This window comes from Nocardia sp. X0981 (genome assembly GCF_977089955.1).
The window spans coordinates 2,728,876-2,744,530 of the sequence record NZ_OZ372435.1 but is presented as its reverse complement, the minus strand read 5'-3'; the positions used below and the strand labels follow the sequence as shown (position 1 = coordinate 2,744,530).

Here is a 15,655-nt window from a genome sequence, read left to right as displayed (position 1 = left end):
ATGAATGAAACTGTCTATGCAAGAACGATTTTGACGGGCAACTTGTCCGGATCGCCTGTGTCTGTGCGCTATCGACGCGACGATGGCATGTTCGCTGACACCACCATGGGGCGCGTGCCGTGGTCCGAGGTTCTGGCGGGGATGCCGGTCCGCGAGTTCCGGGCGTGGCGAGGCTGCCGCCACTATTCGGGCTGGTACTGGTCGTCGACGACCGGCGCGCACGTGGTCTACGAGAGCCGTTTGGAGCTGGCCAGGATTCTGCTGGCCGACCGCGATGGCGATGTCGTCGCCATCGCTGCGCAGCCGATGCTGCTCGAAGGCGCCGATGGTTGCCGGGTGCGTCGTCACGTGCCGGATCTGCTGCTCGGCCACAGGGACGGGTCGCTGACGGTAGTGGATGTGAAGGCCGCTGCGCGGCTGAGTGATCCGGCCGTTGTCGCGCAGTTCGCGTGGACGCGGCGGCTGTGTGCTGAGCATGGTCTCGGGTTTGAGGTGTGGTCGGGGACGAACCCGATCGAGTTGGAAAATCTGCGGTTCCTTGCCGGATATCGGCGTCCGGGAACAGTTCAGGCGGAACTGATCTTGCCGGTCCTGCACGCTGCCCTCGCACCGATCACCGTCGCCGAGCTCGAGCGGTCGATGGCAGCGCTCGCGCCGGTGACGGTGGTGCGGCCGGTGATTCTGCGGTTGTTGTGGCAGTCGCGGTTGACCGCGGATCTGACACGCCCGCTGAGTGGAGACACGGTCGTGACCTCGGCGGAGGTGCCGGCATGAGTACTCGAACGGTGACCGTTGTGGTCGGAGCGAACGCGCTGGTCGATGGCGAGACGGTCCGGATCGTCGAGTTCGACCACCGTCGTGTTCTCGCGCAGGCAGGTGACGGCCGGTATGTCAGTTTCGCGCTGGGCGAGTTCGTCGCTCGGGCACGCGGTCTGGATCCGGTCGAGGTCGGCGCACCCGATCCGGGGTTGGTGCTGGCGGGGTTGTCGGCGGCAGAGCTCGAGCGGGTCGCCGAACGCGCAGGACACGTCCGGGAGGTGCTGACCGGTTACCGGTCCGGACATGCCGGTGCTGCGGGTGAGGGTGAGCCGAGACCGGAGTATGCGCCGGGAGTGTCTTTGCAGCAACGTTATTCGGCGAAGTCTGCGGAGTTGTCGGTGTCGGTGCGGACGCTCGAGTATTGGGTGGCGGCCTACCGTGAGCGCGGTGAGGCCGGGTTGGTCGACGACCGCAACCGGACCGGCCGCCGATCCAGCATCGACCCGCGATGGGACGCGGCGGTGCGCGCGGAGATCGCCGAGACGGTGTCGGCGTCGACCCCGACCCGCTCGGCGTTGTTGATGCGGGTCGCTGCCCGGCTCGAACGCGAGTATGGGCCTGGGGTGGTGGCGCTGCCGCCGCGCACGAGTGCCTACCGTCGCCTCGATGCACTGGCCAAAGGCACGAACGCGGTCTCGGGGTCGGCGAAGGCCAGGCGCTCGATCGCGCAACGTCCGGCAGGGGTTTATGGCCGGTTGCGGGCGACTCGCCCGGGTGAGTATCTGATCCTGGACACCCAGGACCTGGATGTGTTCGCGATGGAACCGGTGACGTGTCGGTGGGTGAGGACCCAGCTCACCGTCGCCCAGGACCTGTTCGACCGGCAGATCGTCGGGTTGAAGGTGACTCCGGTGTCGACGAAAGCGTTCGACGTCGCCGGGGTGCTGTTCGAAGCGGTCACCGGTCGTGGATCGGGGCGGCCGGCGCTCGGGCCGGCGCACGGGCTGCCCGACCATCTGGTGTTCACCGAGGATGACGCACCCGCCGAGGTGTGGTGCCCGCCGGAGACGTTGGTCATCGACCGCGGCAAGGCGTTCCTGTCGGCACACGTGATCGGGGTCTGCGCTCGGCTGGGGATCTCGATCCAACCGGCACAGCCTCACAAGCCGACCGACAAACCCACGGTCGAGCGGTTTTTCCGGACGATGCGTGAGGGGCTGATCCAGCATCTGCCCGCCTACAAGGGACCTGATATTCACAGCCGCGGTGCTGATCTCGAGGAGCGGGCGTTCTTGTTCGTGAACGAACTCGAGGACGTGATCCGGGACTGGATCGTCTCGGTCTATCACCGCGACGTCCACCACGGTCTGGCGGTGGCGCAGTGGCCTGATCTCGGGCTTTCCCCCAACGACATGTTCGCCGTCGGGGTGGCCAAGTCCGGGTTGCTGCGGATCCCGGCCGCCCCGGAGCTGGTATTCGAGTTCCTGCGCGTGGCATGGCGCACGATCCAGCATTATGGCGTCGAGATCGATGGGCGCCGCTACAACGGGCCTGCTCTCGACGGCTACCGCAACGCCACGAGTTCCTACGGGGGTGTCGCCGCGGGGAAGTGGCCGATCCGGGTCAACGACGACGACGTGCGCGCGGTTTACTTCCACGACCCCGCCGACGGTGGTTGGCATGAGCTGGTCTGGGAACACTCCGCGACGCTGAACACCGCGTTCTCAGCCGAAGCCGCGGCTTACGCGCGCCGCTTGGCCGCCCACGCGGACCGTTTCACCGACCCGAACGAGGCGTTGGCCCAGGTGCTGGCCCGCTGGAGCAGTGGTGAGGTTCTCGACCGGCGTGAGCGCCGCATGGCGGTGCGGTTGTCGAGCGAACGCAGCGACTTGCAGGCTCTCACCGAATCCGAGGCCATGCCAGCTCTCCCGGCAGCCGCTGGGGCCGCTGATGCGGTCGTGAGTGTTGTCGGTGACGACGACGAGGACGGCGAGTTGTTCGACGACCTCGACGAGGTCGATGTCTGGGAGGTGCTGGAATGATCAGCGCCTACAGTCTGTCTCGCAAACAAGGATGGTTTCGGTTCGTCGATACCGTGCCGCGTGTTCGCCCGGACACCCCGACGCGGGCGATGCTGGCGGCGCTGAGCGAGGACGCTCGCGCCGATTTCGACGACACCCGCCACGACTGGCACGCCAACTTCGGCACCCTGGCCACCCCCCAGCTGCGCACGATCCGTGACGAGCTGGGCCTGATCGTCGCCTCCAACCGTCAGGACCCCGACCGGGTTCGCGGCGCGGCGGTCATCGATGGGCTGCCGGGGCTGGGCAAGACCACGATCGTGAACCTGTTCGGTCGCGAATATCATCGCAGCGCGATCCGCCGCCACGGCGAGCTGACCGACGAAGGCCACGAACACATTCCGGTGTTCCGCGTCGGGCTCAGCTCGAATACGACGCTGCGCACGTTGAACAAGATGATCTGCCAGTTCTACGGTCATCCCGGCTCCGACCGCGGCAGCGCCGCCGCGCTCGCCGCCAACGCCCTCGACTGCGTGCTGTCCTGCGGCACCCGTGTCGGGATCATCGACGATATCCACTTCATCAACCAGAACAGCCGCGACGGGCTCGCGGTGAGCAACCACCTGAAGTGGCTGGCCAACGAGCTCCCGGTGACGTTCATCTACGCCGGAGTCGGGCTGGGAGAGCGCCGGTTCTTCGACGAAGGACCGTCCGGGGCGTCGGCGGCGCTGGCCCAAACCGCGCGCCGCTGGACACGATTCGAGGTCGGATCCTTCGACCGGGATCGGCATTGGCGCTCGATGGTCCACACCATCGACGGCCGGCTGGTCCTGGCCGACCACGCACCCGGGCGGCTCGACGAGATCGGTGACTACCTGTTCGCCCGCACCGGCGGGCACATCGGGTCGCTGATGACCCTGATCACCCGCGGCTGCTACCGCGCGATCACCACCGGCAGCGAAGCCCTCACCATCGGGCTGCTCGACACCCTGCGCATCGACGAAGCCTCGGAGAAGGCCAGACTCCAGCCGAAACCGACGCTCACCACCACCGGGCGGGGGCAGCGATGACGTTGATCACCACGCTGCCGTTGCGGGTCGAGCCCGTGGCCGGGGAGTCGCTGGATTCCTGGCTCGAGGCCCTGGCCCGCCGCCACCACACCTCACCCGGGCAACTGCTGACCGCGCTGGGCATCCGGGGCAACCGCCGCATCCGCCGCCTCCTCGACCCCGCCGACACAAACCTGCTGCGCCACCTCGAACACCTCACCCGGCTACCCGCCGACCGGCTCGACACCACGGTCGCAGTGATAGTCCACGGGCTGGAATCCTCGGCGGCGACCGGCTCGCGGTTCTGCCCGCGATGCCTGGCCACCGGAAACGGACGATGGCAGCTGTCGTGGCGGCGCCGCTGGAGCATCGCCTGCCCCGAACACCGGATCCTGCTCGGCGACTACTGCCCCGCATGCGGCACACGGCCCCGCCAGCACCTGGCCGGCGGCCCTCTGGCAGTGAGCGCGAGCACCTGCACCCGCCCACTGACCCGCAGCCACGCACACCGTTGCGGCGCTGATCTCACCACCGTCGAGACCGGGCCCACGACAACCGAAATCCTCGCCGCGCAACGCTGGGTCGACGAGCTCATCGACCCGGCCGGTTCGGCGGCCCCAGCCGGGCAGCGGCCGACGGCGACCGATCTGGACTACATCATCACCTGGCTGCTGCGCATGGACCCCACGCAGGCGCTTCGCACTGCCGCACGGTTCAATCCTCACCGCCGCGACAGCGCTCCCGACGCCGACATCGCGGCGGCACCGGATGCGGCGCTGATGGCGGTCGCGCTGATCGGAGCACACCGGGTCCTCGGTGACGACGAAGCCGCCGCGACCGCCCACCTGCGCGCCGTGTTATCCAACTACGACGGCCGGCAACGGATTCCACCACCGAAAGGCCCCGGTGGGCAATGGTCCCGGACCTCGTCCCGGTTCACCGGCCGCTACCTGCGGGTCCTCGACTTGAAGCTGATCACCTCCGATCGACTCCGGATGCGAACCCTCACCCCCTTCGCCGCTCGCCCCGACGCCGATCCCGCCACCCGCGCGCGGATGGTCCCACAGCAGCTCTGGCCGGACTGGACAGCGCGACTACTGCCCGCGTCCGGCTTCCACTCCGGGTGGTTGCGCGCCACGCTGGCCGCGCTGCTGCTGGTCCCGGGAGCACGCCAACGCGACATGGGTTCGGTCGCCGCGGTGATCAACTCGCGAGTCAAACGCGCCAACATGACCACCACCCTGCAGGGATTCGACCGGCTCGCAGACCCCGCGGCACTGGAACAGATCCTGATCCTGCTCTGCCGCATCGCCGAACACCTCGACCGCGACGGGACCCCGATCGACTACCAGCGCCGCCGCGAACTGTTCACCAGCGAGATCATCGACTGGCCGACCTGGCGAGACCTGGCCTGCTCGGTCGATGCCCACCCCGGCGACAACCGGCCCGGCCGCCGCTCCCGCCTGCTGCTGGCCCGCCGCCACCTGCACCAGCTGATCACCGGCGCCGATCTGGACAACCCCGACCACCCCATGTCCTTCCACAACCCAGCAGACCGCAACCAGTTCATCGCCTTCGCCACCTCGATGACGCCGCCACTGCGACGAGCGCTGTCCGAGCACGCTCACACCCTCATCCAGGAAGCCGGGCTGGACGAACCGCTGCTCTGGTCGCCACCGTCCGAACTCGCCGACGGATTGACATTGCCCGGCATCGAGATCGACACCCTCGACATCGACACCATCAGCCGCATCGTCGTCGACGAGCAACGCCCCGTCACCGAGGCCGCCGAACTGCTCGGCGTCCACGCCGAACACATTCGCCTGGCCCTCGAACGTCTCGACCGGCCCGCCCGGCAATGGTCGCACCGCGCCACACCCGCCTACTGGCGCCGCGAACAACAGGCCGCAGCCCTGTTCACCCGCGACTACTTCCAACGCGAATACCTCGACAAACGACGCAGCCTCAACGAACTCGCCGCCGACACCGGATTCGGCCGCCACGTCCTAGCCCGCTACGCCAAGCAAGCAGGCATCACCCTGCGCACCGGCAAAGCCGCACGCCCGATCGACGCGGACTGGCTACGCACCCAATACCTCGACCGGATACGTTCGACGGCCGACATCGCCGCCGAACTCGGCGTCACGCAGATGACGATCAACAAGGCCCTGCCCCGCCACGGCATCCCGGTCCGGCCACCCGGCGTCCACAGCCGACCCGAAATGATCACCCGCCTCGCCCCGCAGGTCCCCGCCACGATCCGATCAGCAGTCGAGGGCACCCTCCACGGCTGGCAACGCCTGCACCGCTACCGGATCGCGATGGCCTTCCCGACCCTGAAAACGGCATCCGAATACCTCGCCATGCCCTCCGGAGCACTGGTCCACCAAATCGACCAACTCGAAAAAGCGATCGGCGCACCACTTTTCCACCGCTCGGCAGGTCGCAAACCCCAACAACCCACGACCCTCGGCCACCAACTTCTACGCGATCTCCAACACCCCGTGGTCGCCGAACTCGCAGCCGAAGCGCTTGAACACCACGCACCCGCACTGCCTGACGACGCCACCCTGACCGCCGCCCACCACCAGGTCAACACACCCAAACCGCGCCCGCCCCGGCCAATGCCCGACCGCGCCGTTATCGCCCAGGCTCGGCGCAAGGCCGCCACACCACGCAAACACAGTCCGCTGCGACCGTTCGACGACATCGCCGTCACCCGCCAGAGGATGACCCGCACCTTCCGGACCGTGATCACGGAACTGCGCGCTCAACGATTCGAACGGTTCTACGGACTCGAACTCCACCAACGCACCGGCATCGGCCTCGGAACCCTCTACCCACTGCTCAAACAAATGCACACCGGCGGCTGGCTCACCAGCCACCCCGAACCCGAAGACGAATGGCTCGCAGGCGCTCCCGCAGGCTGCGGACCCGGCAGGCGCCGCACCTACTACCAACTCACCCCCGACGGACTCCGCGCCGCCGCCCACGAACTCGACCACCCCCGAGGAAAACGCAAAACCAATGAGACACAACCACCGCAAAACCAACGGGACAAACCATGATCCACCCAGCTCAGCGCCGCCCGCACCGCAAACAAGAACGGGAACCTACACCTGGCCCCAGCACCCGACCCGCAACTGTAGACCCGCTGCCGTGCGCGGAGCGTCACGTTTCGAAGGGAGATCGCGAATGAAGCCACCGGAAACCGTCAGAGCCCTGGTCGACTTCGCCAACATCCCACCCGACAGCACCGAACTCGTCCATCACATCGAAGAAGTCGACATCCCCCTCGCCGACCCCCGCCAATGCACCCACCACGACACTCTCTGTGCCCACTGCGCCCACACCTGGACCTCCCAGCACCTGTTCACCGAATCCCTGCCCTGGGGCAAGCAATATCGCAACACCACCGATCCGTGACCACACGGTACCCAGCAGACATCGCGATACCAGCGACGCGATGACCGACGCGAGCACAAATATCCGAGCCCGACTCACCCAGCTTGCAACATAAGATCATTTGATGCCCGAAGGAAGACCGGAAATATCCGCCGAACTCAGGCGCTCTGTTCTCGTCGAGGCCGGCCACCGATGCGCCATCCCGACATGCCGCCAGACACCAGTCGAACTGGCCCATATAACGCCATGGGCAAAGGTCAAGCAGCACACTTTCATCAATCTCATCGCGCTATGCCCCACCTGTCACACGCGATTCGACCATGGTGACATCGACCGCAAAGCGATGCTCCAGTATAAGGCGAATCTCGACATTCTAAACTATCGGTACACGGACCTCGAACGACAGCTCCTCAGGGCATTTATACGTAGGTGGAATGACACAAAGAAGTGGGTACAAAGCCTCATTGACGATAACGACCCCTGGCTTCCCCAGGAGTGGTTAGAAGACGGCTGGAGTCCGGAGCGGATAACACTTCAGGACCAGGAAAGTATGATCCAGGGCGGTAGGATCCGTATCTATGAACCGATGACGTGGGCATTTACGAACCTTCTCGACGATGGACTCATAGAATTCCGGGATACCTTTCGCAGCAAGGTACTTTCTGAACAGGAGTCACGGTTGAACTCCAAGCAGGTCGAGCTAACCGAGAAGGGGTGCGAATTTATTCTTCACTGGATGGCCGCACAACCACTGGATTAGCGGATGAACTGAAAAGCCCCATGCGTGCGGCTTGTTGAACGCCACTCCTGTTGCGACAGGATTGCTTTCACGGCCAGTCAACTCCCCGTTGTAGGGCCACCAACCGGGAGTTGACTGGCTGCTGACAACAGAATCGCCACACCAATCGCAACGAGCATCCCTGGTCGTATCACCGGCCGTCCGAGGATTACCAATACGGGTGAATCAGATCTACAGGGCAGAGGTAGCCGCCATGGCTCGGATGATGCACTCCGTATGAGCGACCCGCGGTCTCCCGAAAAAAGGGGGAGACCGCGGGTCAGGAGGTGGACCGTGGTGTTATTCAGCGGAGGCAGCTCGGGCGGCGTGGGCGGCGGCGGAAGGGTTGGTGAAGATGCGGCCGTCGGGCAGCATCAATCCACCGCAGGCGGTGATTACCGCCGTGACGTCGAACTCGGGACTGGCGACTCGATCGCCCACCTTCACCCGTCCCGCCCCGATCAGCTCCGCCACAGTGACCCGCCGGACACGCTCGAAGGGGAACGGCTCGTCGAATTCGTAGTCCAGCTGCCACGACGGAGCGCACCCAGTACAGATCGAGCCGTCACGGTGGTTGCACTCATCGGCTGAAGTCACCTGGAATACAACTTCTCTGACCCGGTGAACGAATTCGCCGGTGCCGAAAACAGTGTACGACTCGTCCAGACGCGCGATGAGAACAGTGGTATCCATCAGAAACACTCCAAGAATTCGGGCCGTATTAGGGCGAGGTCGGGGCCACCCTCACTGATTGGTCAGGAAACCTTCGAACCGCAGGCACACCATGTTTCGGGCCGCTGTCGTGCGGCCGGACATATCGAAAAGCGCATTGTCAGTGGACATGACTCGTCTCCGGATATCAGTGGTGAGTGAACCGTGTGCGATGTCCCGGCCGGGGCAGGTCGCCTCCACGTTCGGCGTGAATACCGAAACGCAGGGGTTTCCGCACCAATGAACGCTCGATGGCCGCCCGTTTGTCAACCCCGCATCCGAGACACGAGAAAACAGTTCCCCGCGCGAATATTCACCGATTCCACACATCGGCCACACCGCCATGGCTGCTTATCTCCGATTCCGCTTGACAATTCACCCCGTATCGAGCGTCCATGGATACCGGCGCCCAACGAATCCAATATTTTCCGGGGTGCCGTCCCGGCCGGGACATGACGAAACATCACCACCAGCCACCACTTTCCTTGGAGGACCAGTCATGTCCAATTCCACGACGGAATATGCCCGCACCGCTGTCGAAGACGCCCTCTGGGCGGTCATCGGCACCGAACCCACACCCGCCACCGAGCTGGCCATCGCCGCCGGTATCAGCCAGTCGAAAACTCGGAAACTGCTCAACCAGTGGGCCACCGACGGCACCGTCACCCGCCACACCAACGACACCAACCCCCGCTCCGCCGCCCGCTGGGCACTGCCCACCGAAACCCACGACAGCACCGAACCCGAACCCGAACCCTCCGGCTCGGGACAGCCGCCCGAACACGACAGCACCTCGGATACAGGCGACGCCGACACCGAACCTGCGACCGAGACCGCCCCGTCCGAACCAATCGCCGAAACCGATACCGACTCCGACACCGGCGCTTGCGCCGAAACCGGTGTGGGGCAGCAACCGCCGGGACAGGCCGACGGCGAGCAGGCACCGGAGGTGAGCAAACTCGCTCCTGGGGCGCTGCGGGGGCTGGTAGAGGATCACCTGCGTGATCACCCCGGGCAGGAGTTCTCGCCGCATCAGATCGGCAAGGCCCTCGGCGGACGTTCGTCCGGCGCCGTCTACAACGCCCTGCTCCGGCTGGTCGGTACCGGGGTCGCACAGATGACCACCGAACGACCCAAGAAGTTCATGCTCGCCCAGCCCGCACAGCCCTGACCCACACAGCCTCTTCACCCGGGAGCCGCGCACCCCCTTGCCGAGGGTGTGCGGCTCCCGTCTTCGGCTCCAGGCCAAGAGAATCCATGCCCCTCTTTCCGTACTCGCCTCGCTCCAGCGGGGCTCCCGAGCCGCCCAGCGCGGTGTCCGGCAACTCGTGTGGCGTGGTCGGCGGGGTTTGCCGACCACTCGTGTCCAAAAGGCGTCGCAAAACCCGGAGTCCCCGGTACGGCGACACCACCTGCCCGCACGACCGGACACGACACCCGCTGGGAGCCCTTCATGTTCAACCACCGACACACACCCCGACGTGCCCCCATACGCCGTCATGGCACGGCAACAAATCCGCGGATCGCGCGGCTGGTAGCGGCAGCCGCCACCGTCGCGATCGGCGCCGCCACCCTCACAACCACCACCGGGGTGGCCAGCGCTGAACCCACCGATACCAGCACCTGTCCCCGCTGGACCGCGGTCCTGGTGCCCGGCACTGGGGAAACCACCCCCGGCGCGGACCCGGGCGCGGCGGTGGGGATGCTGGCGCCGATCGGTGACGGCCTACGCACCCGCTACGGCGCCGATATCGACGTGCGGTCCCTGCCGTACGCCGCCGCACCCGCGCCGTATCAGCAGTCGGAATCCGGTGGCGTGCAGGCATTATCCGGGGCACTGGCCGGGCTGTGCCCGACCACGCAGGTGGTGTTGGCCGGGTACTCCCAAGGCGCGGACATCGTCGGCGATGTGCTCGCAGGGATCGGGCACGGCCGCGGCCCGATCCCCGACTCACGGGTCCTTGCCGCCGGGCTGTTGTCGGACCCGAACCGCGACCCGCGCACACCACAGCTCAGCCAACCGGTGTACGGGCAGGGAATCGCCGGTCCGCGCGAGGACTTCGGCAGCCTCGCCGACCGTATCCGTACCGTATGTGCGGCCGGCGACCTCTACTGCGCCACCTCCCCGGAAACCTCGCCCGCCCTCGCGGCGGTCGGGCGTGCGTTCACCGGCAACACCGCACTGCTCGACGATCCCGCCGCCGCGAGTTCATCTGGCGTGCTGGATCCGGCGTCGGTAGCACGGCAGGTGATCCTCGTGCTCGGCGGGCTGGCCGAGTTCACCGCGAACCTTCCCTCGATCGGTGACAACGTCGCCCGGCTCCCCCACGCCGTGCTCGCCGGTGACATTCCCGGCGCGCATTGGATCAGCGGCGAGCTCAACAACCTGTTCAACCCGCTGGTCCAGGTTGCCGACGAGGTCGACCTGCGCCTGGTGGCGCGGGCGCTGTCGCTGGCCGCTGCTGCCGACCCCAGTGGTTGGACCGCCGTGGCCGCGCAAGTCGTCGATATCGTCGCCCGGGTCGATATCGGCCGAATCGCCACGAATATCGGCCTCGCCCAAGAGGTTGCCTGGCGGGCCGTGGACCGACTCGCCGCCGGCGATCCCGTCGGCGCCGGCCTCGAGCTGACCGGACTCGCCCCGGTAGCGACCGATCTCGCGGCAACCGCCGCATCAGCGCTCGTCGGTGACGGAGCCGGCCAGCTCACCGGACTCGCCGCCGATCTCACCGCCCGCACCGACCCCGCCACCAGCGCCGCGCTGTCGGATATGGCCGACCTCGCCCGCCAAGGCGGCGACGCCGCGGAGTTCTTCACCTCGGGTGTGCACCAGACCGGCTACGACCAGGGCGTCCGCGATGTCCTCGACTGGCTCGCCAGCCGGATCGATAACACCTGAAACCTCGACAACCCGACCGGCGAACTGGGGCTCGGCGACATCGTGTCGCCGAGCCCTTTTCGCTGCTCAGAAGGATGCCGGGCAGTCACAAAACTCACCACAACAGCCTTGCCGGAGGTTACCCACCAGCGAGATACTGGAGACTGCGTAGAGGGCAGATCACCCGGAGAGTCGGGACGGGCAGTCGCCACCGGCTCCTCGCGCAGGGCGCAGCGGTGTATTCGGGGGGACGTTCCTTGAACAGGGTAGCCGGAAGTTCGTTGCACTGGCCTCCGTGCCGATGTTTCCCTCCGACTACCACGAGTCCGCTACCGGCCGGAATAGTCCACGCAGCGGACCGAAGCCATACCTCGTCCCGAGACCCGTATCGGGGCGGTGTTCACACTCGTAAGGAGGTTGGGCCATGGGTAGTAGGGAATGGATGGATCGTGAATCGGCCGACCGGATCGGCGCCGCGGCCGAACGGGACCCGTCCTCGCCGACGGCAACGTCGGGTTTCGCCGACCGCGCCGATGCCGCCGCCCATCGCAACCAGGACGATAACGAGGACGACTGAACCTCCGATGGCCGAAGTGTTGGGGCCGCCCTGATGGGGCGGCCCCAACACTGTCGTGGGCAGGTGTTGCGGCGACCGGCCGCAGTGGCCACGGCCCGCCGTCGGCGAACTCGGGCGCCGCAGGGTGGAGGCCTACGGTGTTGCGGCGGACTCGGCCGAGAGTATTTCGAACGGGTCGCTGTCGAGCAGGATCAGTGCGCGCCCGTTGTCCCAGTCGACAAAGATCTGCCCGGCATACCGCGCGCCGAACCCGGTAACGGTTCCGGTAGCGCCGAGGTCGAGAGGGGCCGGGTCGCCGGGTAGCAGACCGGTGATGCGGACCCGATCTCCGACACGGGGGGTGCGCGTCGGTGGATTCTCGTACTCGGGCGCCCCGGGCCGGTGTGTCGGGTCGTGGCCTGTTTCGCGCCGGTGGATCCTGTATTCGTCGGTGGCCAGGAACGTGAACGGGTAGCGGCGGGTGCTCGGGTTCCCATCCCAGAGGGTGATCGGATGCTGGGCGGGGACATCGCACCACCAGGTGCCGTCGTCGAAGGCGATATCGAGGTGGTCTTCACGCCCGGTCACCGCGTGTACCCGTTTGCCATGATCGAGTCGCTGCCCCGCGCGCAGCGTGTGTGCCGCAACGATGCCCGGTGGCTGGGTTGCCGATGTCATGGCTGCTGTGAGGTCGAGGCGGAAGAGACCGGGTTCGTGCGGTCGCGAACCAGTGAGGGCGGTGTCGGCGGTGGCGCGGATATCGCTGGCGTAGAAGGTGATATCAAGAGTGAGGTCGTGATCGTCGATCGGGTTGCCGTGACGGTCGCGGAGCCCCGAGACGCTGAGTCCGCCGTAGGGCTCCCAGTCCAGAAGCACAGTAGCGATGGCAGGGTTGCGGGCGCCGACCTCGGCGGCGATCAGTTCCAGGACGCTCTCGGTGATGCGCTGTTCGCGTACCGGTCCGAACGGCAGCGCGAACGCGGTGGTCAGCCGGACCCGCGCCGCGTCGGCGGCGCGACATACGGACTGGGCTGTGGTGATGGTGGCTGGCGTGGGGTCGGGGTGGTTCATTGTTCTGTCTCTCCTTCGGATGTGGTGGTGACCACCAGGGGCTCGGTATCGGGCAGGGCCGGTGTCCGATACCGGGGCCGGGCGCTGGTGGTGTCAGGGGTGGGCGTCGCCCCACAGGGCGGGCAGCCGCCCGCCGGTGGACAGGTGGGCGTCGAGGGCGGCCATGGTGTCGGCGGCCTCGGCGCTCAGCGCTTCGAGCTGGTCGTGGTGGTCGGCGCACGCACTGGGGTCCTCGGTCCCGTCCGGGCGGGTGGTGTAGGTGTTGCGCTCTTCGTGGATGCGGTACTGGAGGTCGCGGAACCGGGCGAGTGCCTGGTCCGGGTCCACCGCCGCCGGGGTGACCGGCAGGAGTCGGGCGTCGATGGCGGGGATGTGACCGGCGGCAGTGGCATCGGCGCGTAGGTCGGTGAGCTCGGTGAATGCGGAGTCCACGTCACGGGCGCCGAACTCCATCGGTTCGCTGGTGTCGGGTAGGTCGCCGTCGCGCAGGGCGGCGGCCATGGCCCCCAACCGGCGGGCGAGATCGGCGGCGCGGTCGGCGGTCTCGTATTGCTGCCGGTGCAGCAGTTCGGTGGTGTGGTCGGTGTCCAGGTTTTCGCGGGTGTTGCTGGTCATGCTGTTGCTCCTGGGTGCCGTTCGTTGGCTGCGGGGTTCGGTCTGGCGGGTAGTTGCTGCCCCGGGGGCGCGGGGTGCCGCGCCCCCGGGGCGGTGTGGGGTCAGGCGGTCCTGACGGCGGCGGTGGCGGCGCGTCCGATGGCCTGGGCGGTGGTGGCGGGGTTGCTGATCAGGTGCACGGTCGCCCCGTCCAGGGGGTTGGGTGCGCGGCCGGTGTCGGGTGCCAGCCACAGGACCGCGCATCCGGCGGCGTGCAATCGGTTGAGGTGTTTCTGGGCGTGGTCGCGGTTGGTGCCGGTGTAGTAGCCGTCGGAGATGATCACCAGCAGGCGCGTGTTCTGCGGCCGTGACAGTTCGAGGGCGCCGTCGAGGGTCTCGATTGCCTGGTCGATGGCGTGCAGGTAGTCGGGACAGGAGAACTGGGTGACCCGCGCGGGGGCGGTGCCGGGGTAGGTGATCGGTTTCACCGAGGCCCCGAAGGTGACAGTGGCGGTCGCGGCGGGCATGGTGGCCAGTTCGGCGGCGCGGGCGATGATCCACGCGGCCGAGGCCACCGGCCCGGCGAAGTCATCCATGGACCCGGATACGTCGCAGGCAATCCCGACCCGCAGCGGCGGCACCGGCACCGATTTGCGGGTCGTGCGGGTGAACGGTTCGGCCGTCGGGATGGCCCCGGCCGCACGTTGAGCTTCCCGGGCCAGCGCGCCGCGCATCCGCAACCGGCCCGGTGGCAGCGCCGAGGTGGTTTTCACGATGGCGCGCTCCCGGCGGGCCGCCGTGTTCAACGCGCGTGCCAACACGCGGGCGGCGGCGTGTTCGTCGGCCTGCGGGGCGCGGCTTTTGCGGGAACTGGCCGTGCGGCCCAACCCGCTACCGTCACCGAAAACGGCCCGCGCCTGGGCCGCCGCGTGACGTGCAACGCGTTCGGCCTCCCGCTCGGCGGTGGCGGCGGCGTCGGCCGGATCGACCGGAACCGGCTGTGCGGCCACCGCAGCCGCCACGTTGGCGACCGTAGCGCCGACAGCGGCCGACAACACCGAGTTCGGGGCCGGGTCGGCGTGCGGGTCCGGCCCCACAATGTCGAGCCACCGATGCCCGAGTTCCATCATCGTCGCCGTGTCGTCGTCGGCGACGGTGTGGGCCTGCCGCCAAATAGCGCGCAGTTGGTCGAGGGTGTCGGTGCCGAGAATGGACTCGATCACCTGCGCAACCGGCGCGGTTTCGGCCGGTTCGAGGATGCCGCCGTCCACCCGTCCGAGGATCAGGGCGGCATTGTGGGCAGCCGAGTACGGGGTCGGGGGAATCGCTGTAGCGGCATCGGTGCCTCCGTTGTCACCGATCACGATCTCGGTCGCGCTGGCGCGCAACCAGTGCCGATCATCGGGGCGGCGCCGAATTTGGGCGGCCTCGATCCGGGACTCCTCCAGCAGCATGGCGGCCTCGACCACGGCGGGGTTCGCCACGGTAGGGGGTTCCCACCGTGAGTGTTGGGCGTGGGCGCATTCGTGCACGAACGCACCCCACGTGGCGGCGTAGCGGGCGCGGTCGCTGGTGCGGTCCGGCCGCACGGTGGCCGGGTCGATGCCGAGGAGGGTGCCGTCGAGTTCGATCGCGGCCCGGTGCGGCATGAACACCGCCGGGTGCCCGTGCGCCGCGCCGGGGGCGATGGTGACGACGAGGTCGTCACGGTCGGCGATCGGCGGGGCCTCCTCGGTCAGTGCGGCGGACAGGGCATCCCAACCGTCCAGGGTTGGGGCCGGGGTGGGTGTGGTGGTGGGGTCGGTGATCAGGTGGCCGGTCATCGCAGGCGGG

At 67.5% G+C, this 15,655-nt stretch carries 13 protein-coding genes; 9 read left to right on the top strand and 4 right to left on the bottom strand.

The window, feature by feature from the left end:
• The 6 genes from ACYR7D_RS12005 (at nucleotide 1) to ACYR7D_RS11980 (ending at nucleotide 7,994) form a co-directional block, all read left to right on the top strand.
• On the top strand, nucleotides 1-774 hold the full coding sequence (locus ACYR7D_RS12005) for a TnsA-like heteromeric transposase endonuclease subunit (protein WP_228794268.1): 774 nt from the start codon (nucleotides 1-3) through the stop codon (nucleotides 772-774).
• Between the two features lie 263 nt (nucleotides 775-1,037).
• Complete coding sequence (locus tag ACYR7D_RS12000) at nucleotides 1,038-2,801, top strand: transposase (protein ID WP_280494877.1); 1,764 nt, start codon at nucleotides 1,038-1,040, stop codon at nucleotides 2,799-2,801.
• The gene (locus tag ACYR7D_RS11995; RefSeq protein WP_459549621.1) at nucleotides 2,798-3,850 is read left to right on the top strand and encodes an AAA family ATPase; all 1,053 of its coding nucleotides are present in this window, start codon (nucleotides 2,798-2,800) and stop codon (nucleotides 3,848-3,850) included. The genes ACYR7D_RS12000 and ACYR7D_RS11995 overlap by 4 nt, the downstream gene beginning before the upstream one ends.
• Nucleotides 3,847-6,897: a TniQ family protein gene (locus tag ACYR7D_RS11990; protein WP_459549620.1), complete on the top strand. Its 3,051-nt coding sequence runs from the start codon at nucleotides 3,847-3,849 to the stop codon at nucleotides 6,895-6,897. Before ACYR7D_RS11995 ends, ACYR7D_RS11990 begins: the two co-directional genes overlap by 4 nt.
• A gap of 127 nt (nucleotides 6,898-7,024) precedes the next feature.
• Nucleotides 7,025-7,255 carry a hypothetical protein gene (locus tag ACYR7D_RS11985; RefSeq protein ID WP_068043516.1) on the top strand — a complete coding sequence of 77 codons (231 nt, stop codon included), beginning with the start codon at nucleotides 7,025-7,027 and terminating at the stop codon, nucleotides 7,253-7,255.
• Nucleotides 7,256-7,358: 103 nt separating this feature from the next.
• On the top strand, nucleotides 7,359-7,994 hold the full coding sequence (locus ACYR7D_RS11980; protein ID WP_084471187.1) for an HNH endonuclease: 636 nt from the start codon (nucleotides 7,359-7,361) through the stop codon (nucleotides 7,992-7,994).
• A 318-nt stretch (nucleotides 7,995-8,312) separates the two neighbouring features.
• On the opposite strand, the gene ACYR7D_RS11975 is transcribed toward ACYR7D_RS11980, so the two are convergent.
• Complete coding sequence (locus tag ACYR7D_RS11975; RefSeq protein ID WP_459549619.1) at nucleotides 8,313-8,714, bottom strand: hypothetical protein; 402 nt, start codon at nucleotides 8,712-8,714, stop codon at nucleotides 8,313-8,315.
• A gap of 508 nt (nucleotides 8,715-9,222) precedes the next feature.
• Between ACYR7D_RS11975 and ACYR7D_RS11970 the strand changes: the two genes are divergently transcribed.
• The 3 genes from ACYR7D_RS11970 (at nucleotide 9,223) to ACYR7D_RS11960 (ending at nucleotide 12,178) form a co-directional block, all read left to right on the top strand.
• A complete protein-coding gene (locus ACYR7D_RS11970; protein ID WP_068043522.1) occupies nucleotides 9,223-9,894 on the top strand; it encodes a hypothetical protein in 672 nt (223 codons plus the stop codon).
• 282 nt (nucleotides 9,895-10,176) lie between these two features.
• Nucleotides 10,177-11,622, top strand: coding sequence for a cutinase family protein (locus ACYR7D_RS11965; RefSeq protein ID WP_068043524.1), 1,446 nt, complete (start codon nucleotides 10,177-10,179; stop codon nucleotides 11,620-11,622).
• A gap of 403 nt (nucleotides 11,623-12,025) precedes the next feature.
• Nucleotides 12,026-12,178, top strand: a complete 153-nt coding sequence (locus tag ACYR7D_RS11960; protein ID WP_157112827.1) for a hypothetical protein — start codon at nucleotides 12,026-12,028, stop codon at nucleotides 12,176-12,178.
• 132 nt (nucleotides 12,179-12,310) lie between these two features.
• On the opposite strand, the gene ACYR7D_RS11955 is transcribed toward ACYR7D_RS11960, so the two are convergent.
• The 3 genes from ACYR7D_RS11955 to ACYR7D_RS11945 all read right to left on the bottom strand — a co-directional run bounded on the left by ACYR7D_RS11955 (nucleotide 12,311) and on the right by ACYR7D_RS11945 (nucleotide 15,645).
• The gene (locus ACYR7D_RS11955; protein WP_068043527.1) at nucleotides 12,311-13,228 is read right to left on the bottom strand and encodes a hypothetical protein; all 918 of its coding nucleotides are present in this window, start codon (nucleotides 13,226-13,228) and stop codon (nucleotides 12,311-12,313) included.
• 93 nt (nucleotides 13,229-13,321) lie between these two features.
• Entirely contained in the window at nucleotides 13,322-13,843 is a 522-nt protein-coding gene (locus ACYR7D_RS11950; protein ID WP_068043529.1) for a hypothetical protein, read from the bottom strand.
• Nucleotides 13,844-13,944: 101 nt separating this feature from the next.
• Nucleotides 13,945-15,645: a VWA domain-containing protein gene (locus ACYR7D_RS11945; protein ID WP_068043531.1), complete on the bottom strand. Its 1,701-nt coding sequence runs from the start codon at nucleotides 15,643-15,645 to the stop codon at nucleotides 13,945-13,947.
• Nucleotides 15,646-15,655 lie beyond the last annotated feature (10 nt).

Coding starts and splice junctions, on each gene's coding strand:
- ACYR7D_RS11965 (WP_068043524.1), top strand. CDS start 10,177: ATGTTCAACCACCGACACACACCCCGACGTGCCCCCATACGCCGTCAT.
- ACYR7D_RS11985 (WP_068043516.1), top strand. CDS start 7,025: ATGAAGCCACCGGAAACCGTCAGAGCCCTGGTCGACTTCGCCAACATC.
- ACYR7D_RS11955 (WP_068043527.1), bottom strand. CDS start 13,228: ATGAACCACCCCGACCCCACGCCAGCCACCATCACCACAGCCCAGTCC.
- ACYR7D_RS11950 (WP_068043529.1), bottom strand. CDS start 13,843: ATGACCAGCAACACCCGCGAAAACCTGGACACCGACCACACCACCGAA.
- ACYR7D_RS11960 (WP_157112827.1), top strand. CDS start 12,026: ATGGGTAGTAGGGAATGGATGGATCGTGAATCGGCCGACCGGATCGGC.
- ACYR7D_RS11970 (WP_068043522.1), top strand. CDS start 9,223: ATGTCCAATTCCACGACGGAATATGCCCGCACCGCTGTCGAAGACGCC.
- ACYR7D_RS12005 (WP_228794268.1), top strand. CDS start 1: ATGAATGAAACTGTCTATGCAAGAACGATTTTGACGGGCAACTTGTCC.
- ACYR7D_RS11945 (WP_068043531.1), bottom strand. CDS start 15,645: ATGACCGGCCACCTGATCACCGACCCCACCACCACACCCACCCCGGCC.
- ACYR7D_RS11990 (WP_459549620.1), top strand. CDS start 3,847: ATGACGTTGATCACCACGCTGCCGTTGCGGGTCGAGCCCGTGGCCGGG.
- ACYR7D_RS11980 (WP_084471187.1), top strand. CDS start 7,359: ATGCCCGAAGGAAGACCGGAAATATCCGCCGAACTCAGGCGCTCTGTT.
- ACYR7D_RS11995 (WP_459549621.1), top strand. CDS start 2,798: ATGATCAGCGCCTACAGTCTGTCTCGCAAACAAGGATGGTTTCGGTTC.